23 protein-coding genes are annotated in these 20,945 nt (G+C 63.9%); 12 read left to right on the forward strand and 11 right to left on the reverse strand.

All coding sequences use genetic code 11. The features are described 5' to 3' along the window. Positions 1 to 10 precede the first annotated feature (10 nt). The 4 genes from B6N23_RS02955 to B6N23_RS02970 are packed head-to-tail and all read left to right on the forward strand — an operon-like array spanning position 11 to position 5,451. Entirely contained in the window at positions 11 to 1,618 is a 1,608-nt protein-coding gene (locus tag B6N23_RS02955) for a carboxyl transferase domain-containing protein (RefSeq protein ID WP_305501676.1), read from the forward strand. Between the two features lie 17 nt (positions 1,619 to 1,635). Then, positions 1,636 to 2,484 (forward strand): enoyl-CoA hydratase-related protein, encoded by an 849-nt coding sequence (locus B6N23_RS02960; protein ID WP_305501677.1) that lies wholly within the window; start codon positions 1,636 to 1,638, stop codon positions 2,482 to 2,484. Then, positions 2,481 to 4,547 (forward strand): acetyl/propionyl/methylcrotonyl-CoA carboxylase subunit alpha, encoded by a 2,067-nt coding sequence (locus B6N23_RS02965; RefSeq protein WP_302142535.1) that lies wholly within the window; start codon positions 2,481 to 2,483, stop codon positions 4,545 to 4,547. Before B6N23_RS02960 ends, B6N23_RS02965 begins: the two co-directional genes overlap by 4 nt. Positions 4,548 to 4,551: 4 nt before the next feature. After that, a complete protein-coding gene (locus tag B6N23_RS02970; protein ID WP_305501678.1) occupies positions 4,552 to 5,451 on the forward strand; it encodes a hydroxymethylglutaryl-CoA lyase in 900 nt (299 codons plus the stop codon). Positions 5,452 to 5,589: 138 nt separating this feature from the next. On the opposite strand, the gene B6N23_RS02975 is transcribed toward B6N23_RS02970, so the two are convergent. The 8 genes from B6N23_RS02975 to B6N23_RS03010 all read right to left on the reverse strand — a co-directional run bounded on the left by B6N23_RS02975 (position 5,590) and on the right by B6N23_RS03010 (position 9,154). Further along, a complete protein-coding gene (locus B6N23_RS02975) occupies positions 5,590 to 6,021 on the reverse strand; it encodes a hypothetical protein (protein WP_305501679.1) in 432 nt (143 codons plus the stop codon). Next, a complete protein-coding gene (locus B6N23_RS02980; RefSeq protein WP_305501680.1) occupies positions 6,018 to 6,449 on the reverse strand; it encodes a hypothetical protein in 432 nt (143 codons plus the stop codon). Before B6N23_RS02980 ends, B6N23_RS02975 begins: the two co-directional genes overlap by 4 nt. A 94-nt stretch (positions 6,450 to 6,543) precedes the next feature. Further along, positions 6,544 to 6,807 (reverse strand): Txe/YoeB family addiction module toxin, encoded by a 264-nt coding sequence (locus B6N23_RS02985; protein ID WP_305501681.1) that lies wholly within the window; start codon positions 6,805 to 6,807, stop codon positions 6,544 to 6,546. Further along, a complete protein-coding gene (locus B6N23_RS02990) occupies positions 6,804 to 7,046 on the reverse strand; it encodes a type II toxin-antitoxin system Phd/YefM family antitoxin (protein WP_099036673.1) in 243 nt (80 codons plus the stop codon). Before B6N23_RS02990 ends, B6N23_RS02985 begins: the two co-directional genes overlap by 4 nt. 150 nt (positions 7,047 to 7,196) lie before the next feature. Further along, positions 7,197 to 7,517 (reverse strand): hypothetical protein, encoded by a 321-nt coding sequence (locus B6N23_RS02995; protein ID WP_164834383.1) that lies wholly within the window; start codon positions 7,515 to 7,517, stop codon positions 7,197 to 7,199. Between the two features lie 121 nt (positions 7,518 to 7,638). Next, positions 7,639 to 7,875: a helix-hairpin-helix domain-containing protein gene (locus B6N23_RS03000; RefSeq protein ID WP_169958114.1), complete on the reverse strand. Its 237-nt coding sequence runs from the start codon at positions 7,873 to 7,875 to the stop codon at positions 7,639 to 7,641. Between the two features lie 140 nt (positions 7,876 to 8,015). Then, a complete protein-coding gene (locus B6N23_RS03005; protein ID WP_305503931.1) occupies positions 8,016 to 8,468 on the reverse strand; it encodes a GNAT family N-acetyltransferase in 453 nt (150 codons plus the stop codon). A 188-nt stretch (positions 8,469 to 8,656) separates the two neighbouring features. Next, positions 8,657 to 9,154 (reverse strand): GNAT family N-acetyltransferase, encoded by a 498-nt coding sequence (locus B6N23_RS03010; protein WP_033933253.1) that lies wholly within the window; start codon positions 9,152 to 9,154, stop codon positions 8,657 to 8,659. A gap of 232 nt (positions 9,155 to 9,386) precedes the next feature. On the opposite strand from B6N23_RS03010, the gene B6N23_RS03015 reads away from it, so the two are divergent. Further along, the gene (locus B6N23_RS03015; RefSeq protein WP_302142528.1) at positions 9,387 to 10,352 is read left to right on the forward strand and encodes an integron integrase; all 966 of its coding nucleotides are present in this window, start codon (positions 9,387 to 9,389) and stop codon (positions 10,350 to 10,352) included. A gap of 134 nt (positions 10,353 to 10,486) precedes the next feature. On the opposite strand, the gene B6N23_RS03020 is transcribed toward B6N23_RS03015, so the two are convergent. After that, the gene (locus B6N23_RS03020; protein WP_305501698.1) at positions 10,487 to 11,212 is read right to left on the reverse strand and encodes an aspartate/glutamate racemase family protein; all 726 of its coding nucleotides are present in this window, start codon (positions 11,210 to 11,212) and stop codon (positions 10,487 to 10,489) included. Between the two features lie 142 nt (positions 11,213 to 11,354). On the opposite strand from B6N23_RS03020, the gene B6N23_RS03025 reads away from it, so the two are divergent. Continuing rightward, the gene (locus tag B6N23_RS03025) at positions 11,355 to 11,486 is read left to right on the forward strand and encodes an antibiotic biosynthesis monooxygenase family protein (protein WP_305501700.1); all 132 of its coding nucleotides are present in this window, start codon (positions 11,355 to 11,357) and stop codon (positions 11,484 to 11,486) included. Between the two features lie 208 nt (positions 11,487 to 11,694). On the opposite strand, the gene B6N23_RS03030 is transcribed toward B6N23_RS03025, so the two are convergent. Continuing rightward, on the reverse strand, positions 11,695 to 13,113 hold the full coding sequence (locus B6N23_RS03030; protein WP_305501048.1) for an IS1380 family transposase: 1,419 nt from the start codon (positions 13,111 to 13,113) through the stop codon (positions 11,695 to 11,697). A gap of 75 nt (positions 13,114 to 13,188) precedes the next feature. Here B6N23_RS03030 and B6N23_RS03035 point away from each other — a divergent pair, with 75 nt between their 5' ends. Continuing rightward, positions 13,189 to 13,425, forward strand: coding sequence for an antibiotic biosynthesis monooxygenase family protein (locus tag B6N23_RS03035; protein WP_305503933.1), 237 nt, complete (start codon positions 13,189 to 13,191; stop codon positions 13,423 to 13,425). Positions 13,426 to 13,434: 9 nt separating this feature from the next. On the opposite strand, the gene B6N23_RS03040 is transcribed toward B6N23_RS03035, so the two are convergent. Then, positions 13,435 to 15,351 (reverse strand): ABC transporter ATP-binding protein, encoded by a 1,917-nt coding sequence (locus B6N23_RS03040; protein ID WP_305501704.1) that lies wholly within the window; start codon positions 15,349 to 15,351, stop codon positions 13,435 to 13,437. Between the two features lie 165 nt (positions 15,352 to 15,516). On the opposite strand from B6N23_RS03040, the gene B6N23_RS03045 reads away from it, so the two are divergent. The 5 genes from B6N23_RS03045 to B6N23_RS03065 all read left to right on the forward strand — a co-directional run bounded on the left by B6N23_RS03045 (position 15,517) and on the right by B6N23_RS03065 (position 20,945). Further along, a complete protein-coding gene (locus tag B6N23_RS03045; RefSeq protein ID WP_305501706.1) occupies positions 15,517 to 16,809 on the forward strand; it encodes an MgtC/SapB family protein in 1,293 nt (430 codons plus the stop codon). 95 nt (positions 16,810 to 16,904) lie between these two features. After that, positions 16,905 to 17,753 (forward strand): MurR/RpiR family transcriptional regulator, encoded by an 849-nt coding sequence (locus B6N23_RS03050; protein ID WP_305501708.1) that lies wholly within the window; start codon positions 16,905 to 16,907, stop codon positions 17,751 to 17,753. 268 nt (positions 17,754 to 18,021) lie between these two features. Beyond that, positions 18,022 to 19,059 (forward strand): TRAP transporter substrate-binding protein, encoded by a 1,038-nt coding sequence (locus tag B6N23_RS03055; protein ID WP_253443310.1) that lies wholly within the window; start codon positions 18,022 to 18,024, stop codon positions 19,057 to 19,059. A gap of 15 nt (positions 19,060 to 19,074) precedes the next feature. Further along, on the forward strand, positions 19,075 to 19,644 hold the full coding sequence (locus B6N23_RS03060) for a TRAP transporter small permease subunit (RefSeq protein WP_119022113.1): 570 nt from the start codon (positions 19,075 to 19,077) through the stop codon (positions 19,642 to 19,644). Then, entirely contained in the window at positions 19,641 to 20,945 is a 1,305-nt protein-coding gene (locus tag B6N23_RS03065) for a TRAP transporter large permease (protein WP_119022114.1), read from the forward strand. Before B6N23_RS03060 ends, B6N23_RS03065 begins: the two co-directional genes overlap by 4 nt.

Raw genomic sequence — 20,945 nt, forward strand, 5'->3', positions numbered from 1 at the left:
GGGGTTACCGATGGCCATTCTGACTACCCAGATCAATCCGCGCAGCGACGGCTTCCAGGCCAACGAGGCGTCGATGCGCGCCGAGGTGATGAAGCTGCGCGAGCTTACCGCCGCCATCGCCCAGGGCGGCGGCGAGAAGGCCCGCGTGCGCCACGAGTCCCGCGGCAAGCTCTTCGTGCGCGACCGCATCGACCACCTGATCGACGAGGGCTCCCCCTTCCTGGAGTTCTCGGCGCTGGCCGCCCACGAGGTCTACGACTCCGCGGTGCCCGCCGCCGGCGTGGTGACGGGCATCGGCCGCGTCTCCGGCGTCGAGTGCGTGATCGTCGCCAACGACGCCACCGTCAAGGGCGGCACCTACTTCCCGCTCACGGTGCGCAAGCACATCCGCGCCCAGGAGATCGCCCGCAAGCACCGCCTGCCCTGCATCTACCTGGTCGACTCCGGCGGCGCCTTCCTGCCCCGCCAGGACGAGGTCTTCCCGGACCGCGACCACTTCGGCCGCATCTTCTACAACCAGGCCACCCTCTCCGCCGAGGGCATCCCGCAGATCGCCGTGGTAATGGGCTCCTGCACCGCCGGCGGCGCCTATGTGCCGGCCATGGCCGACGAGTCGATCATCGTCCGCGAGCAGGGCACCATCTTCCTGGGCGGCCCGCCCCTGGTGAAGGCCGCCACCGGCGAGAGCATCAGCGCCGAGGACCTGGGCGGCGCCGACGTCCATGCCAAGAAGAGCGGCGTGGCCGACCACTACGCCGAGAACGACGCCCACGCCCTGCAGCTCTGCCGGGCCTGCGTGTCGCGGCTCAACTGGCAGAAGCGCGGCCAGCTCAAGATGCAGGCGCCCAAGCCCCCGCGCCTGGACCCGGCCGAGCTCTACGGCATCGTCGGCACCGACCTCAAGAAGCCCTACGACGTGCGCGAGGTGATCGCCCGCATCGTCGACGACTCCGACTTCGACGAGTTCAAGCGCTACTACGGCGACACCCTGGTCACCGGCTTCGCCCATATCCACGGCTACCCGGTGGGCATCGTCGCCAACAACGGCGTGCTCTTCTCCGAGTCCGCCGTGAAAGGCGCCCACTTCATCGAACTCTGCGCCCAGCGCAAGATCCCGCTGATCTTCCTGCAGAACATCACCGGCTTCATGGTGGGCTCCAAGTACGAGCACGAGGGCATCGCCAAGCACGGCGCCAAGCTCGTCACCGCGGTGGCCTGCGCCCGCGTACCCAAGTTCACCGTGCTGATCGGCGGCAGCTTCGGCGCCGGCAACTACGGCATGTGCGGCCGCGCCTACGACCCCAACCTGCTGTTCATGTGGCCGAATGCCCGCATCTCGGTGATGGGCGGCGAGCAGGCCGCTGGCGTGCTGGCCCAGGTCAAGCGCGAGCAGATCGAGCGCGAGGGCCGCGAGTGGAGCAAGGAGGAAGAAGAGGCCTTCAAGCAGCCCACCCGCGAGCAGTACGAGCACCAGGGCCACCCCTACTACGCCAGTGCGCGGCTGGGGGACGACGGCGTGATCGACCCGGCCCAGACCCGCGACGTGCTGGGGCTGTCGCTGGCCGCGGCCATGAATGCCGAGGTCGAAGAGACCAAGTTCGGCGTGTTCCGGATGTGACCGCAGGGGATCCCGTTATGTCTGAGACAACCTTTTCACGGCTGGAGCTCGACGATCGCGGCATCGCCTGGCTGACGCTGGAGCGCCCCGAGGTACACAACGCCTTCGACGACAGCCTGATCGCCGAGCTCAACGCCCACCTGGAGCGTCTTCGCGACGCCGCCCATCACGGCGAGGTGCGCGCGGTGGTGCTGGGCTCCGAGGGCAAGAGCTTCTCCGCCGGGGCCGACCTCGGCTGGATGAAGCGCATGGTGGAGTACGACTTCGAGGGCAACCTGGCGGACTCGCGCAAGCTCGCCGCCCTGATGCACGGGCTCGACACCCTGCCCTGCCCCACCCTCTGCCGCGTGCAGGGGGCCGCCTTCGGCGGCGCCGTGGGCCTGGCCGCCTGCTGCGACGTCGTCGTCGCCTCCGAGAAGGCCAAGTTCTGCCTCTCCGAGGTGAAGATCGGCCTGTCGCCCGCGGTGATCAGCCCCTACGTGCAGCGTGCCCTGGGCGAGCGCCAGATGCGCCGCTACGCGCTCACCGCCGAGGTGATGGACGCCACCACCGCCCTGGCGCTGGGCCTCGTTCATCGCCTCGCCCCCCACGACGAGCTCGACGCCGCCGTGGAGGCCATGCTCGACATCCTGCTGGCCGGCTCGCCCCAGGCCCAGCGCGCGACCAAGGCGCTGCTGGCCGAGGTGGCCCGGGAGCCCGACAGCAAGGCCACCCGCGAGCACACCTGCCGGGTGATCTCCGAGCTGCGCGTAAGCCTGGAGGGCCAGGAAGGCCTGGCCAGCTTCTTCGAGAAGCGCCGCCCCGCCTGGACAAACGACAGCGACAACAGTGCCGCCGACAACAACGCCGCGGAGCCCCGCTCATGACCTCTGAAGTGAAGAAATTCGATACCCTGCTGGTCGCCAACCGCGGCGAGATCGCCTGCCGGGTGATGCGCACCGCGCGCGCCATGGGCCTGCGCACCGTGGCCGTCTACTCCGACGCCGACGCCAATGCACGCCACGTGCGCGAGGCCGACGAGGCCGTGCGCCTCGGCCCCGCCGCCGCCCGCGAGAGCTACCTCAAGGTCGAGGCGGTGATCGAAGCCGCACGCCGCACCGGCGCCGGCGCCATCCACCCCGGCTACGGCTTCCTCTCCGAGAACGGCCCCTTCGTGGAGGCCCTCGAGAAGGCCGGCATCACCTTCGTCGGCCCGCCCGCCTCGGCCATCGCCGCCATGGGCGACAAGTCCGCCGCCAAGGAGCGCATGTCCCACGCCGGCGTGCCCCTGGTGCCGGGCTACCACGGCGACGACCAGGATGACGCCCTGCTCAAGAGCGAGGCGGACAAGATCGGCTACCCGGTGCTGCTCAAGGCCAGCGCCGGCGGCGGCGGCAAGGGCATGCGCGTGGTGGAATCCGCCGCGGGCTTCCAGGCCGCCCTCGACGGCTGCCGCCGCGAGTCCCAGGCCGCCTTCGGCGACCAGCGCATGCTGATCGAGAAGTACCTGACCCAGCCGCGCCACGTCGAGGTCCAGGTGTTCTGCGACAGCCACGGCAACGGCGTCTATCTCTTCGAGCGCGACTGCTCCGTGCAGCGCCGCCACCAGAAGGTGCTGGAGGAGGCCCCGGCCCCGGGCATGAGCGCCGAGCTGCGCCGCGAGATGGGCGAGGCCGCCGTGCGCGCCGCCCGCGAGATCGGCTACGTGGGCGCGGGCACCGTGGAGTTCCTTCTGGATGCGGACGGCTCCTTCTTCTTTATGGAGATGAACACCCGCCTGCAGGTGGAGCACCCGGTCACCGAGATGATCACCGGCCAGGACCTGGTCGAGTGGCAGCTGCGCGTGGCCATGGGCGAGCGGCTGCCTCTCGCGCAGGATGAGCTGACCATCACCGGCCACAGCTTCGAGGCGCGCCTCTACGCCGAGGACCCGGAGCAGGACTTCCTGCCCGCCACCGGCCGTCTGGACCGCTTCGCCCTGGACCTGGTGGGCGCCGGCCTTAGCTCTTCAGGAAAGGGCTCCAACAAGGTGCGCCTGGACAGCGGCGTGGAGAGCGGCGACGTCGTCTCCATGCACTACGACCCGATGCTCGCCAAGCTGATCGTCCACGGTGACGACCGCGACCAGGCACTCGCCACCCTTAACCGGGCACTCGCGGCGCTGGACGTGCAAGGGGTGGTCACCAACCGCGCCTTCCTGCAGCGCCTGGCCACCCACCCGGCCTTCAAGGGCTGTGAGCTCGACACCCGCTTCATCGAGAAGAACGAAGCGACCCTGTTCGCCACCCAGGAGATCACCACCGAGGCCTACGCCGCCGCGGCGCTGATCGGCCTCAAGCAGCTGGCCCGCGAGTGCGAGAGCGACTCCCCCTGGGATCGCCATGACGGTTTCCGTCTCAACGCACCGCACACCATCCGCCTGGCCCTGTGCGCCACCGGCCAGAACCTTACCAATGCCCAGGCGCCGGACGCCGAAGGCGTGGTGATCGTGGAAGGCACCCGGGAGACCGACGCCGATCCCTGGCACCTGACCATCGGCGACACCACCCTCACCGCCCGCCTGCAGCACCTGGAAGGCGACGCCGTGGCGGTGACCCTCGACGGCCACCGCCGCCGCCTGCAGGCGCGACTGGGCGAGAACGGCGTGGTGGTGATGGCCGACCCGAGCGGCGAGACCTGCCTGTTCTGGCGCCGCATCGACGCCATCGACCACGGCCAGCACGAGGCGGAATCCACCCTCACCGCGCCCATGCACGGCACCGTGGTGGCGCTGCTGGTGGAGCCGGGCCAGAAGGTGGAGAAAGGCATGCCGCTGATGGTCATGGAAGCCATGAAGATGGAGCACACCATGTCCGCCCCCGCCGATGGCCACGTGGCGAGCTTCCACTTCGCCGCCGGCGACACCGTGGGCCAGGGCGACGTGCTGCTCGAATTCGCCCCGGAGGAATAAGACGATGGCATTCCCGAAACAGGTTCGCCTGGTCGAGGTCGGTCCCCGCGACGGCCTGCAGAACGAGCCCGAGCCGATCAGCACCGCCACCAAGCTGGAGCTGATCGACCGCCTGGGCGCGGCCGGCCTCTCCTACATCGAGGCGGCCAGCTTCGTCTCGCCCAAGTGGGTGCCGCAGATGGCCGACCACCGCGAGGTGATGCAGAACCTCGCCCGGCTGGATGGCGTCACCTACGCGGCGCTGACCCCCAACCTCAAGGGGCTGGAAGCGGCCCTCGAGTGCGGCGTCGAGGAGGTAGCGGTGTTCGGCGCCGCCTCCGAGGCCTTCTCGCAGAAGAACATCAACTGCTCCGTGGCCGAGTCCCTGGCACGCTTCGAACCGGTGCTGGAGCGCGCCCAGGCCGCCGGCGTGCGGGTGCGCGGCTACGTCTCCACCGTGCTGGGCTGCCCCTACGAGGGCGAGATCGCCCCGGCCAAGGTGGCTGAAGTCTCGAAAGCGCTCTATGAGATGGGCTGCTACGAGATCTCGCTCGGCGACACCATCGGCGTGGGCACACCGCTCAAGGCCAAGCGCATGCTCGAGGCGGTGAGCCGCGAGGTGCCCATGGCCCAGCTCGCCGCCCACTTCCACGACACCTACGGCCAGGCGCTGGCCAACCTCTACGTGGTGCTGGAGGAAGGCATCGCGGTGGTGGACAGCTCCGTCGCCGGCCTCGGCGGCTGCCCCTACGCCAAGGGCGCCTCCGGTAACGTGGCAAGCGAAGACGTGGTCTACCTGCTCAACGGCCTCGGCATCGAGACCGGCATCGATCTCGACAAGCTCGCAGATACTGGCACCTGGATCACCCAGGCCATCGGCCGGCCCAACCGCTCCAAGGTGGGGGTAGCACTAGCGGCCAGGTAATCGCAAAGCCAACAAGCGAAAGCCCCCGAGCCAGATGAATGACTCGGGGGCTTTGGTATTGCATAACGCCGCCAGCACGCGCGGCTTTCTAGTGGAGGCGAAGCCGCAACGAAAAAGCCGTCGCTGTGCCTGGCCTTGTTATAAATCTTCTTCACGTAACGTGCTTCCAATAAAATAAAAGTCGAACTTATGGCAAACTCTTTCCAGCTTTACTGAATCTGTGGTGATTGCAACGCCGAAATTGCGGTGATTCTCTAGCTGAGGCCTTGTACCCAAATAAGGCAAAAGTGGATTAACCCGCTCAAGGTTGAACCAAAATGAACCGTAATGCTTGGTTCGGACAACGTAAAGCGTTGATCTAGGATTTCCCTCATCAGCTCTAACCAAATTTAAAGATACCCGCTTTCCATTATCCATTGCATCAAATGAGAACGAATATGGGTATTCACCATTTTGGTTAGGCTTAATAAGAAATAGTCCAGGCGAATAATAGTCTGGTGGTAGTTCATCAGGAAACAAAAAACCTCCGCCTTGACTGAAAAAGCAAAGGTAGTAAACAAGACTATTCATCTTTTCCGCCTCAGGACCTTGCTTCCATTCAAGAAACTTTCACCATTCTTAGATTCCCATTTATGCTGATCCGAATAGACTTTTGGTCCGCCAACAATAGGCCCCCAAACAATGTCCTTTGAGAATTTATAGGTTCTGGTTTGCCCATTCCTTCTGATATTTGAACGATATTCAATTGCCTCTATTTCAGTTAAGCTCTCTATATCAAAGTTCCAAAATTCATCATCGTCGAACTGAAACTCAACAACTGATTCGCAGTTATGCATTTGTACTGCCCAAGCTTTTGCTACATGTAATGCAGTGCCCAAGTAAAATCCTTGCCCTAACTCACCGCCACCTAAAGCAGTGTCAACTTTACCTTCTACCAAGGTATCTGCATGCGCTTCAGCAGTTCCATGATACGTGGTGATCTTGTCAAAATTACTCATAACTTCCCTGATGATTTATAACGCGAAGCTTTGCGGCAATTTTGGAGCCGCGAAGCGGTGGAAAAATTGTCCGGCAACAGCGACTGGTTATGCATCATTCGTAGTGGCTCCAGAGCCTGAGGACTTTCACCACTTGCTCGTCCTCAAGCACTTGGTAGACAAGACGATGCTGAATATTGATGCGACGTGAATAGGCCCCCGCAAGATCACCAATGAGCTTCTCAAACGGAGGCGGCTTGCGGTATGGATCTTCCGCTAGCAGCGCTAACAGTTCCTGGGCTTTTGGTTTGAGTCCGCTGGAGGCCAACTTCTTTGCATCTTTCTGGGCTTGCTTGGTGTAAACCAACTTCCATGTCACCAGTCCAGCTCCTCATCGCATTCATCCACGGGGGAATCCATCCCCTCACGAATAGACTCCCTCATACCCGGTACGGAGAGCAGGTAAAGTGTCTCCTGAATTGCAGACCAATCTTCCTCGGAAACCAGAACAGCTTTGTTCCGCTTACCCATGATGACGATTGGTTGGTGGGACTCAGCGGTCTCGTCGATCAACCGATATAGGTTGCTGCGCGCCTCAGTTGCTGTGATTCCGGTCATGACGCACCTCTTGTGTGTTCAACTTTTCACCAAGTGTACGCCTTTGGGTACGTACGTCAAGACGAACGCCACGCATAACGCTTACGCTTAGCGCACCGGTGACTTTGACGTAGCGAAGCGGAGACAAAGGCATCCGAGTGCCGCGCCTGGTTATGTTTGATATTCGATTTCTACGGCCGACTCGTCTCCACAATGAATGAAGAGTTCCCCTTTCGCTGAATTTGAAGATGAAAACTGAAACCAACCACGGCCAGACTTTTCACGACCATCATCATTTCCAGACCAAGAAAACTCGACTCGCCCTCCATCATCTGGAATGCGGTAGTCGATTTGGCCCTCAACTGCTCCGAATACAAAAAAGCCGAGGCCATCTTCATCGAACTGGAAGTATCCGGGCTCGATAAGATCAACAAAGTCTTGATCCCACATTTCCATCCACTTAATTCGCCAGCGTCCAACGACTTTACTCAAACTACCTCCTTAAAACATAACGCCCGGCTTTGGGGCGGACTTGTAGCCGCAAAGCGGCGGAAAGGCCGTCCCAGCCCCGAAGGGGCGACAACAGCCGATTGTTATGTGAGCGCGCCGCCATCTATAGACCTTGCCTTGCTCTTTCGATTGCAGACTTGACCGCCGACAAGGCCTGAGGACTATTCTTCCAGCAAGTAGTTCTGAGCATAGACGCCACTCTTTCAGCAATTTCTTTTGGCTCATAGTTCGCTAACTCAGAAAAAGAATCTATACCTATTTCCTCAAAACGTTTAACAACCGTAGGCCCCACACCCTTCACTTCGAGTAGAGCGGTTTTTTCTGATTCACTGAATGCCATACCGGAACTCCTTAAGCCACATAACGCCCGCCTAAGGGGCTGGCAACGCATACCACTAAACTCAAACACAACAACCGAAACCACCGCGGCTCAATGGGACGGGAAACGCCACGCGTTGACAGTCCCTCTTGAGGCGTTTGTTATGCATGTGCCACAACGCGAGCCATATGGTAAACGTCAACGTAGCTGCCATTTCTGAATGCATAAGCTTTCGACTCACCTTCAATTACAAAGCCGAATTTCTTGTACAAGTTAATCGCTCGTTCGTTATCCACATAGACCGTCAATTCGATTCGTTTCAAATTCAGCCAGTTATCCGCTAAATCGATAACCGTTTTCAGTAAAGCACTACCAACACCTAAACCTTGAACATCGTCTTTGACGCCCATACCGAATGTACCGACGTGACGACGTCGCGGATTGGTACATAGCTCAAAGCCCAAATTACCTACTACTTCACCGTCCACTACTGCCACATAGGCATAAACATGCTCTGGAATATTCTGGAAACGTTTTTCCCACATATCTGAGGATGGAAAAGGAAGTTGTAATGTGCCGGTGTAGGCATTTGGGCACTCATAAATTCCTTTTATCGCTTAAGCATCAGATGGCTCTGCTCGCCTGACTTCAACAACCATGGTTCCTCTTTCCTAAAAAATGCATAACGCCCGCCTAAGGGGCTGGCAACGCATACCACTAAACTCAAACACAACAACCGAAACCACCGCGGCTCAATGGGACTGGAAACGCCGCGCGTTGACAGTCCCTCTTGAGGCGTTTGTTATGCATGTGCCACAACGCGAGCCATATGGTAAACGTCAACGTAGCTGCCATTTCTGAACGCATAAGCTTTCGACTCACCTTCAATTTCAAAGCCAAACTTCTTGTACAAATTAATCGCTCGTTCGTTATCCACATAGACCGTCAATTCGATTCGTTTCAAATTCAGCCAGTTATCCGCTAAATCAATAACTGTTTTCAGCAAAGCACTACCAACACCTAAACCTTGAGCATCGTCTTTTACGCCCATACCGAATGTACCGACGTGACGACGTCGCGGATTGGTACATAGCTCAAAGCCCAAATTACCTACTACTTCGCCGTCCACTACTGCCACATACGCATAAACATGCTCTGGAATATTCTGGAAACGTTTTTCCCACATATCTGAGGATGGAAAAGGAAGTTGTAATGTGCCGGTGTAGGCATTTGGGCACTCATAAATTCCTTTTATCGCTTTAGCATCTGATGGCTCTGCTCGCCTGACTTCAACAACCATAGTTCCTCTTTTCCTAAAAAATGCATAACAGGTATTAGACAGCGTGCTCGTTTATTGACTTGAACGAGCACGCGTGTTCAACAATCTTATCATCGCAAGCTTTACCAGCTAACCCCTTGATTTCATTATTCCCAAAGAAAAACTTGGCCACCTATACAAAATTCGCACGCTTGCGCGTTTTGCCAGCGTCAATAATACTGTATGAACATCCATGCATCGGGAGGACGGGAGTATGGATACGCACAGCAAACCGCCGAAGCTGATGGACCGGATCAGGGCCACCCTGCGGGTGAAACGTTACAGCCCGCGTACCGAAAAGACCTACTGCTACTGGATACGCTACTTCATTCGCTTCCACGGGGTCCGGCATCCCGCCGGCATGGGCGGCGCGGAGGTCCGCGCCTTCCTGGAACATTTGGCAGTGGAGCGGCGGGTAGCGGCGGCCACGCAGAATCAGGCGCTGAATGCCCTTGTGTTCCTCTATCGGCACGTACTCGACCAGCCCTTGGGCGATATCGGAGAGTTCTCACGTGCCAAGCGTCCTCGCCGGCTTCCGGTGGTGCTTTCTCACGAGGATGTCATGCGCGTGTTGAGCCATCTATCTGGCCCCATGCACCTGATGTCTACCTTGATGTATGGCTCAGGGCTGCGGCTCATCGAGACGTGCCGATTACGTGTCCGCGATATCGACTTCGAACGCCAGATCATAACGGTGAGAGCAGGCAAGGGCGACAAGGACAGAACCACCCTACTCCCTGGGATCAGCATTCCCGCCCTACAGCTCAGCATAACGGCGGCCAAACATCAGCTGGACGATCGCCTGCAGCATGGCGTTGTGCCAGTGACACTGCCCCACGCACTCGAGCGCAAGTACCCCAATGCCGGTGTCTCCCTGGCCTGGCAGTGGCTCTTTCCCGCCAGCCGCCCTTGCTTCGACGATACCGGAAAGATCGTGCTACATCATATCCATCCGTCAGCGGTGCAAAGAGCGGTGAGACAGGCCATGCGTGCTGCTTCACTTACCCGTCCAGGCTCTTGCCATACTCTCCGGCACAGCTTCGCCACTCAGCTTCTGAACCAGGGCACGGACATCCGCACGGTACAGGAGTTGCTTGGCCACAAGAGCGTAGAAACCACCCAGATCTATACTCATGTACTGGGCAAAGGCTTTGCGGGAGTACGAAGCCCTCTTGGGTGAGGGTGCGTTTGGGAGCCGGGACATGCTACCGCCCCTACCTGGGCATGTTCACGGCCTGCAGCCATCCATGCGGTAGTCATTGAGCGTCGCGCTGTGCCTTCCTGGCTCCCTGCGAGTTATTCATTATCGTGAGCCTATGTGAGCCGGTACGGCGTTGCAAAGTCGAGTTTAGTAGCAAGGGCAGCCTCCACCGCCTGTTCGGCGTGGATGGCGGTGGTGTCGAAGAGGGGAATGTCCGTGTCGTCGGCCTGGATCAGCAGCCCGATCTCCGTGCAGCCGAGGATGACGCCCTGGGCGCCCTGCCCGGCCAGCGAGGCCACGATCTCAAGGTAATCAGCTTTGGAATCCGAGCGGATCTCACCGCGGCAGAGTTCGTCGTAGATGACGGCGTGCACCCGCTCGCGCTGTTTGGCATCGGGAATCAACACCTCGATGCCGTGTGCTTCCAGGCGCTCGCGGTAGAAGGCCTGCTCCATGGTGAAGCGGGTGCCGAGCAGCCCCACCCGGGTCACGCCCTGCCGGTGCAGCGCCTTGGCGGTGGCATCGGCGATGTGCAGCAGCGGAATCTCGACGGCCTGCTCGAGCTGCGGGGCGGCCCTGTGCATGGTGTTGGTGCACAGCACCAGGAAGTCGGCACCGGCCGCCGCCAGGGAGCGCGCCGCCGCGCCGAGGATCTGTGCCGTGGCCGCCCAGTCGCCGCGACGCTGTAGGGCCTCGATCTCGGCGAAGTCCACGCTGTAGAGCACCAGCCGGGCGGAGTGCAGCCCGCCCAGCCGCGCCTTCACCCCCTGGTTGATGAGCCGGTAGTAGGTCTGGGTCGATTCCCAGCTCATGCCGCCGATCAGCCCTATGGTCTTCATCTTCCCTCCTCTTGCGGCCTCGGGTCGGGTGAGTGACTCGGGGGCCGTTTCCCTTTAGGTTCAGGGGGAGTGCCCGCCAGGGCCGCGGGGCCGAGCCGCTATTGCGCCCTGCCGCTGTTCGTATTGTTTACCAGGAGCTTACATGATCGCCGTCATCTTCGAAGTGGTGCCGAAGGCCGAGCACCGCGACCACTACCTCGATATCGCCGCGAGCCTGCGCCCGCTGCTGGAGGAGGCCGATGGCTTCATCCCGCCTTATTCACGAGGGCGCTGATTGAGCGGTCTGAAGGTACTGGCTGTTGGCATTGCTTATCAGGATTCGCCTCTTCAGCGCGAGTGGCTGTTGAGTAATGCCAGAACGCAGCCCTTTTCCTACTTACTTATAGCTCTTTGGAATCAATGGCGGCCGTCCAAGCAGCCGTGATCGCCGACCGCCGCTCCGGTCGCTCGCTTTCTGATGCTGTGGTGGTCTCGCAGGAGCGTCAGCTCAGTGCGGTCAGCTTCGGTAGCCCCTTCAGCAGCGTCGGCCACCACTTGTCGGCGGCGGCACCCAGATGAACGGTGATTCGCCGAGCGTGCAGCCTCAGCGTGGCGGCGACCTTGAGCACCTGCTCGCGCATCCGGCTCAGGCTCCAGCCTTGTCGGGTTTGCCGCTCCAGGAGGCAGCGCAGGCCATGCAGGACCTGGTAGGCGTAGAGACTGAGCAGCAAGCTCACCTCGTTGCGCGCCATCACGTCCTGAACGGTGGAGGCGCCGCGATCGGTCGACGAGAGGTGCACGTCGAGCGCCGACTTCACTTCGCCCATGTGCGCCTCGGCGCTGCCGCGCTTGCGATAGAGTGCTAGGACCTTCTCTGGCGGCCAGTCGAACTTGCTGAGGTTGGTGACCAGGAAGAAGGCATGCAGCAGCAGGTCATCGGGGCGCTCCTGCACGACCAGCACGACGCGCCGTGGTGCCGGCCAGGAACCGGCTTGGTACTCAAGGTCATGGCACCATTCTCGAGGCTGTTCAGGCGGTCGGCCGCGGGGCCGCTTCAGGTAGGGCGCCGCCAATTTTTGCAGGCCCTTGTGGCTGCGTAACCGGCCCAGATACTCGATGTCGCGCTCTTCCAGCGCCTCCAGCGTGTCGTTGTCGGTGAATCCGGCATCGATGCGCACCCGAACCTGGGCGCCAGTGCTCTCGTTGAGCCGCGTCACCAGATGGGGGATCCATGTATCGGCATTCTCAGCCGGGCCGGCGTTGCCCTCGCGTAGCAGGCCACCGACCATGTCGCCTGTTTCGGCCAGCGAGGCGACCAGCGGCGAGTAGATGCGGGTACCGTAAAGGCCATGGTAGGCCGAGCCACCTTGGTGACCGTGGACCTCGATCGGCAGGCCGTCGATGTCCAGCGTCAGCTGCTTGGGGCGCTCGCCGTTCTTCAGCGAGGTCAGGCGCCAGAGCACCAGCCGCAGCAGGCCTTCGTGCACGGCATCGATGTTGTCGTTGCGGCCGAGGCAGGTCAGCAGCCGCGACAGCGTGGCTTGAGACGGCCGGTCCTGCGCCAATGGCGTCGTCCCGCGCGCGTCGCTACAGGCCAACTGCCAGAGCGGGTCACGGCGCAGCGTGTCGGTATCGCTGAGATCGATCCAGCCCATCGCGCGCTGCAGCACCAGGGTGCGTAGCTGACTGGCCAGGGAGTGGCGGATACGCAGCGGGTGACGCGGATCGACCAGGTTGTCTTCGAGCGCCTCAATCACGCCGCTGTTGTCGAGGGCTTCACGCAGCAACAAAGCGCCGCTGTCGCTGGTGGTGCGGTGGCCGCTCAGCTCGACACGGACAGAGCCGTTGCACGAGGGCGTCCAGGTGGATAGGCTTTCACCCATAGCGGATGGCTCCCTTGGATCAGGTTCTTGGCGGAACACACTGAATTTTCAAGAGGATACCATCCGCTATCTTCGTTTTCAGGCCGGTCTCATGAATAAGGCGGGTTCATCTCCATCGAGCGCTTCGAGAGCCTGACCCAGCCGGGCAAGCTGCTCTCGCTCTCCTTCTGGCGCGACGAGGAGGCCGTGGCCGAATGGCGCCGGCTGGAGCGCCACCGCGCCGCCCAGGCCGAGGGGCGCCAGGAGATCTTCGCCGACTACCGCCTGCGCGTAGCCGGGGTGCTGCGCGACTACGGCATGCACGACCGCGAGCAGGCCCCCGCGGATAGCCGCGAGCGGCACGAGTCTTGACCCGCCTGATCAGACCGACTCGGCCTCACCCTCTACGTCCACCCCGATGAAACCACCGGACTGGCGGCGCCACAGGGCGGCATAGAGACCGTCTCGCGCCAGCAGCTCCTGGTGGGTGCCGCTCTCGACGATCTGGCCCTCGTCGATCACCACCAGGCGGTCGAGCATGGCGATGGTGGAGAGCCGATGGGCGATGGCGATCACCGTCTTGCCCTCCATCAGGGTGTAGAGCTGCTCCTGGATCGCCGCCTCCACCTCGGAATCCAGCGCCGAGGTGGCCTCGTCCAGCACCAGGATGGGGGCATTCTTGAGCAGCACCCGGGCGATGGCGATGCGCTGGCGCTGCCCGCCGGAGAGCTTGACGCCGCGCTCGCCCACGTGGGCGTCCAGGCCGCGGCGTCCCTGCAGGTCCACCAGGTCGTCGATGAAGGTGTCGGCGTGGGCGCGGCGCACCGCCTCGAGGATCGCCTCCTCGCTGGCCTCCGGGCTGCCGTAGCGGATGTTGTCACGCAGCGAGCGGTGCAGCAGCGAGGTGTCCTGGTTGACCATGCCAATATGGCGGCGCAGCGATTCCTGGGTCACCCCGGCGATATCCTGGCCGTCGATCAGGATGCGCCCGCCCTCCAGGTCCCCGCCCTCCAAGTCATAGAAGCGCAGCAGCAGGTTGGCCAGGGTCGACTTGCCCGCCCCGGAGCGGCCGATCAGCCCCACCTTCTCGCCCGGGGCGATGGTGAGGTCGAGGCCGTCGAAGACGCGTTTCGCCTGGCCATCCGGGCGCTCGTAGCCGAAGCGCATCGCCTCGAAGCGGATCTCGCCGCGGGGCACCGCGAGCGCCGGCGCCCCGGGGGCGTCCTGGATCGCGGGCTCCCGGGCGATGGTGTTGAGGCCGTCCTGCACGGTGCCGATGTTCTCGAACAGGCTCGCCACCTCCCAGAGAATCCAGTCGGACATGAAGCGGATGCGCATCACCAGCGCGATGGCCACGGCGATGGTGCCGAGCGAGACCGCCTCCAGGTACCAGGCGCCGATGGCGATGGCCGCGACGCTGGCCAGCAGCAGGGAGTTGAGCAGGGTCAGGGTCACGGTGAGGCCGGTGGCGAGGCGCATCTGGCGATGCACCGTGCCCATGAAGCCCTCCATGGCATCCCGGGCGTAGGCCTCCTCCCGGCGGGTGTCGGCGAACAGCTTGATGGTCTGGATGTTGCTGTAGCTGTCGACGATGCGCCCGGTCATCACCGCCCGGGCGTCGGCCTGCTCCATGGAGACCCGGCGCAGGCGCGGCACGAAGACCCGCATGATGGCGATATAGCCGGCCAGCCACGCCACCAGCGGCAGCATCAGCCAGGGCTCGGCGCTGCCCAGCAGCACCATGGCACCGACGAAATAGACGACCACGTAGACCATCAGGTCCATCAGCTTGGTCACCGTCTCGCGGATCGCCAGGGCCGTCTGCATCACCTTCTGGGAGACCCGGCCGGCGAACTCGTCCTGATAGAAGGCGAGGCTCTGGCCCAGCATGTGGCGGTGTGCCAGCCAGCGGCCGATCATCGGGTAGTTGCCGAAGATGCTCTGGTGGGTCACCAGCGCCTGCAGCAGGGTGAGCAGCGGCAGCAGCACCATCACCAGCGCGGCCATGCCCGCCAGGCGCCAGCCGTACTCGGCGAAGAAGCCCGCCCGCTCGGCACCGGCCAGCCAGTCGACCAGCTGCCCCATGTAGTGGAAGAAGAGCACCTCCGCGGCGGAGAGCAGGGCGGTGAGCAGCGACATCAGCAGCAGCAGCGGCAGCACCGGCCGCGTGAAATGCAGAATGAAGGCGAAGAGCCCCCGGGGCGGCGTGCCGCCGAGGTCCTGCGGGTAGGGGTTCACCAGGTGCTCGAAGTAGCGGAAGACGTGGTGGGAAACCAAACGCAAACGGGAGCGAAGCATGGCGGCAGTCCATTGACACGGGGTGGCTCGGGCACGCCAGGGTAACCCCCATCACGCCATTGGCGGTACCTCAGACTCGACCCTCCCCCGGCCCTGTGCGCGATACTGGCCAGGACCCGGCGAGCGGGCCACCCTGATCTAAACACCAGGGGGAGCGACTCGCCAATGGAAGACGTGACTCGCGAATTCCTCGATACCAACCAGCCGTTGATCCGACTGGCGGTGGCCCTGCTGTTGGGCGCCCTGATCGGCATCGAACGCGGCTGGGTGGCACGCGAGCAGCGCGCCGGCCTGCGCATCGCGGGCGTGCGCACCCACGCCCTGGTGGGGCTTCTGGGCGGCATCGCCGCCCTGCTCTCGGCGTCGGTCAGCGCCTGGGCCTTCCCGCTGATCTTCGTGGCGGTGGCGGCCACCGCCCTGGTGGCCTGGCAGGCACGGCTCGGCGATCCGCCGGACTTCAGCATCACCGGCCTGATCGGCCTGCTGCTCACCTTCTGCTTCGGCGCCGTGGCGGTGGGCGTGGACCTGGCCGTGGCCACCGCCTGCGCCGTGGCCACCGCGCTGATCCTGGACAACAAGCGCGAGATCCACGGCCTGCTGAACCGGCTCCAGGCCCACGAGCTGGACGCCGGCCTCAAGCTGCTGGTGATCAGCGTGGTGATGCTGCCGCTGCTGCCCAACCAGGCCTTGGGCCCGGGAGGCGTGATCAACCCCTACCAGCTGTGGTGGATGGTGGTGCTGGTCGCCTCCGTCTCCTTCGTCGGCTACTTCGCGATCCGCGTAGGCGGCACCGAGAAGGGCATCCTCTTCACCAGCCTGTTCGCCGGGCTCAGCTCCTCCACGGCCCTGACCCTGCACTTCGCCCGTCAGTCACGCCTGGCGCCGGCCCATGGGCCGCTGCTGGCGGCAGGCATCCTGCTCGCCTGCGGCACCATGTTCCCGAGGATCCTGCTCTACGCCGCGGTGATCAGCCCAGGGCTGCTGTCGTCGCTGTGGCTGCCGATCAGCCTGATGGCCCTGACCCTCTATCTCCCCTCGCTGCTGATCTGGCGCCGCCACCACCGCCAGGGCCTGGTGGAGAGCCCCGCCCTGATCAGGAACCCGCTGGAGCTGCGCCTGGCGCTGCTCTTCGGCGCCCTGCTGGCGCTGATCATGCTGCTCGGCGAATGGCTGCGCAGCGCCCTGGGCGATGCCGGCATCTACCTGCTGGCCACCACCTCGGGTCTCGCCGACGTGGATGCCATCACCCTTTCCCTGACCCGCATGTCGCTGGAGACCATCGCCGGCCAGACGGCCGTGCTGGGGATCATCCTGGCCGCGGCCACCAACAACCTGGTCAAGGCGGGCCTTGCCGGCCTGCTCGGCACCCGAGACATCGGGTGGCGAGTCGCCGGGCCGATGCTGGCGTCGCTGCTGATCGGCCTGGCCGCCGCCCTCGCCATGCGCCTGGCAGGGTAGGCAGCGCCTCTCTGCGTCCCGACTCTTGCCATCCGCAGTTGCGACCCCGCTTGCCACCGGACATGATGTCTGAAACCACAGTTTCAGGAGCCGGCATGGCCAGATCCTCGCAGGCGCGTTCCTTCCTCGCCCGGGTGCGCAGCGCCCTGCCCTCTCTGCACCCGGCCGAGCGCCGGCTCGGCGAGTTCGTGTGCGATTTCCCCGGTGAAATCGCCAGCTACGATGCCCAGGAGCTGGCGAAGTTCGCCGGGGTCTCCAAGGCGACGGTGTCGCGCTTCGTGCGCCGGCTCGGCTACGAGAGCTACGAGGCGGCGCGCAAGCACGCCCGGGAAGAGCAGGCCACCGGCTCGCGCCTCTTCCTGCAGAGCGCTTCCCTGGCGCCGGATGAGCGCTCCCTGGCGCTCAACCTCGACCAGGGCAAGGACAACCTGGACCGCACCTTCTCGGCGATCCCCCAGGCGCAGGTGGATGAAGTGGCCCGGGCCATCCTCGAGGCCCGCAAGACCTGGGTCATCGGCTTTCGCGCCAGCCACCCCTTCGCCGACTACCTGCGCTGGCAGCTCACCCAGGTGGTGGAGCAGGTGGTCAGCCTGCCCGGCGGCGGCGAGACCCTGGGCGAGCACCTGGTCAGCCTGCGCCCGGAGGACTGCGTGGTCGTCATCGGCCTGCGCCGCCGGGTGGCGATCACCGAGCAGGTGCTGGCCGAGGCCCGCGAGAGCGGCGCCCGGGTGCTCTACATTACCGACGAGGGGCTCACCCCGGACCGAAGCGTCACCTGGCACTTCCGCTGCTGCACCCTGGCCGCGGGGCCGCTGTTCAACCACACCGCCGTGATGGCGCTCTGCCACCTGCTGGCCATGCGCACCATCGAGCTAGCCGGTGACGACTCGCGTCGCCGCCTGCGCCGCATCGAGACGCTGAACGACAAGCTCGAAGAACTGTAGGAAGACGGCACCTTCCCGGTGCAGGGCGCTACCAATCTGCACACTTTCCGGGCAAGAAACGAAACAGTCGCGCGGGCGACGCCCAGGCGATTCTGGAGTAATTAGCTGTTTTCGTTATGAAACTGAGGTTTCTTGAAATTGATGGCATGAAACTTGGATCACTCAAGGCGACTGCCGCCGCCGCGAATGCGGCGGGCCGATACCGCCACCGGGCGCCCAGCGGAGCCGCTCTCCCGCCCGAGGTGCCGCCGATGACAGGACCAAGACCATGCTGACACGTACCGCTCTGGTAACCGCCGTCTCCGCCGCCCTGATGGCCTCCGCCGCCCAGGCCAGCTCGCTGTCGCTCCAGGTGCTGGGCCAGCCCGCCGGCTCCGGCCTGATCGCCCAGCAGAAGGAGCAGCCCTTCTTCAACAACCTGGCCGAGCACACCGGCCTGGACATCAACGTGCAGTACCTGCCGGTGGACGTGGCCGGCGTGCCCGACACCGACGGCCTGCGCGTGTTGCGCTCGGGGCTGTTCGACATCGTCTCCCTGCGCGGCCCCCAGGTGAGCCGCGACGAGCCCTCCATCCTCGGGCTCGACCTGATCGGGCTCAACACCAGCTTCGAGGCCGGCCGCGAGCACGTCGATGCCTTCTACGACTACGTGGACAGCCGCCTGCAGGAGCGCTTCAACGCCAAGCTGCTGGGCACCTGGCCGGCCGGCCCCCAGGTGATCTTCTGCCGCGGCGAGATCGGCGGCCTGGATGACCTGCGCGGCAAGCGCGTGCGCGTGGGTGACCAGAGCGCGGCCAACTTCGTCGGCCAGCTCGGCGCCACCGGCATCTCGATGCCCTTCGGCGACGTCCAGCAGTCGCTCTCCCGCGGGGTGATCGACTGCGCCATCACCGGCCCCGCCTCGGCCAACTCCGGCGGCTGGCCGGAGGCCACCACCACGGTGCTGCCCATCGCCCTGCAGCTGGCCATCAACGGCTACGCCATCAACCTCGATACCTGGAACAGCATGACCGAGGAGCAGCAGGGCAAGCTCGAAACGGCCATCGCCGGGCTGAGCGACGAGATCTGGGCCTACTCCGAGGAGCTCTACGAGGACGCCATGCGCTGCAACGCCGGCGAGACCCCCTGCGAGTACGGCAAGCCCTACTCCCTCACCGAGGTGCCGGTCACCGACGAGGACCTGGCCAAGGTGGCCGCCGCGGTGGAAGAGGTCTCCCTGCCGATCTGGGCGCGCCAGTGCAACGCCGCCGCCGCGGACTGCGAAGCCGTGTGGCGCGACACCGTCGGCCAGAAACTCGGCCTCTGAGCCGCGGAGGCGACGATGAACATCTACGCTCGCATTCTCGGCATGCTGTTCGGCGCCATGATGCTGCTGCTCGCCCTGCTGATCACGGTGGAGACCGTGATCCGCAAGGTCTTCTCGATGTCGCTTGGCGGGGTCGACGAGCTGGGGGGCTATGCCATCGCCATCGCCGCCCCCCTGGCATTCTGCGTGGCCATGGTCGAGCAGTCCCATATCCGCATCAACCTGGTGCACATGCGCCTGCCCTTCCGGGTGCAGGCGGTGCTCAACGCCCTGGCCGCCCTCACCCTCGGGCTGCTGGCGGCCTTCCTGCTCTACTTCACCCTCCAGACCGTCCAGGACACCCGGCTCTACGGCTCCATCGCCCAGACGCCCCGGGCCACGCCGCTGATCTACCCGCAGACCGTGTGGCTGATCGCCATGCTCGCCTTCACCCTGGCGGCCGGAGTGCTGACCGCCCAGGCCCTGGGGCTGCTGGTGAAGGGCGACTGGAAAGGGCTCAACCGCCGCTTCGGACCGAGCTCCACCCAGGATGAGCTGGAGGCGGAACTCGAGGACCTGAAGCAGCGCGAAGGAGGCCAGTCATGAGCATTCCCCTGATCGCCACGGCGTTCATCATCATGCTCGGCCTGATGCTGCTGAGCATCCCGGTGGCCGTGGCCATTCTCTTCGTCGGCGTGATCGGCGGCTACCTGATGCACGGCTTCCCGCTGGTGGACATGATGGGCGGCGTGGTCTGGAGCAGCCTGAACAGCCCCTCCATGCTGGCGATCCCGCTGTTCATGCTGCTCGGCGAGCTGCTGCTGCGCGGCGGCATCGCCGACCGCATGTACGCCGCGCTCTCGGTGTGGTTCAACCGACTGCCGGGCGGGCTGCTGCACACCAACATCGCCACCTGCACGCTCTTCTCGGCGACCTCGGGCTCGTCGGTGGCCACCGCCGCCACCGTGGGCACCATCTCGCTGCCGGCGCTGCAGAAGTACCGCTACCCGGTGCGCCCGTCGCTGGGCTCCCTGGCCGCCGGCGGCACCCTGGGCATCCTGATTCCCCCCAGCATCAACCTGCTGGTCTACGGCCAGCTGGCCAACACCTCGGTGAGCCAGCTGTTCGCCGCCGGGCTGATCCCGGGCCTCACCCTGGCCCTGCTCTTCTCCGTCTATCTGTTCATCTTCCACGGCAAGGCGGGCAATGCCTCCCTGGTGGAGGTCAACCTGCCGCTGCGCGAGAAGCTCGCCCTCTCGCGCCACCTGGTGCCGCCCTTCGTGATCTTCGGGGTGGTGATGGGGAGCATCTACGGCGGGATCGCCACGCCCACCGAGTCCGCCGCCATCGGGGTGATGATCGCGCTGGCCTTCATCGTCGGCGGCGGCAAGCTGAGCCTCGATCTCTTGATCCACTGTTCGCTGCACGCGGCCAAGACCACCGGCATGGTGATCATCGTGCTGATGTGCGCCCTGCTGCTCAACGTGACCCTCTCGATGCTGGGGGTGACCCAGGCGCTGACCCAGTGGGTGGCGAGCTTCGGCCTGACCCAGGTGGGCCTGCTGCTGGTGCTGCTGCTCTTCTACGTGGTGCTCGGCACCTTCATGGATGCCATGTCGATGCTGGTACTGACGGTGCCGATCACAGTACCCATGGTGATGGCCGTGGGCGTGGACCCGATCTGGTTCGGCATCTTCATCGTGCTGATGTGCGAGATCGCCCTGATCACGCCGCCGGTGGGCATGAACCTCTTCGTGGTGCAGGGGGTGCGCAAGGATGGCGGCAGCTTCAACGACGTGATCTGGGGCTCGCTGCCCTTCGTGGTGATCATGGCGCTGTTCACGCTGGCCATCATGGTCTGGCCGCAGATCGTGATGTGGCTCCCCGACCTGCTGGCGGGGCGATGA

The organism is Halomonas alkalicola (genome assembly GCF_030704205.1).
GTDB classification, from domain to species: Bacteria; Pseudomonadota; Gammaproteobacteria; order Pseudomonadales; family Halomonadaceae; genus Halomonas; species Halomonas alkalicola.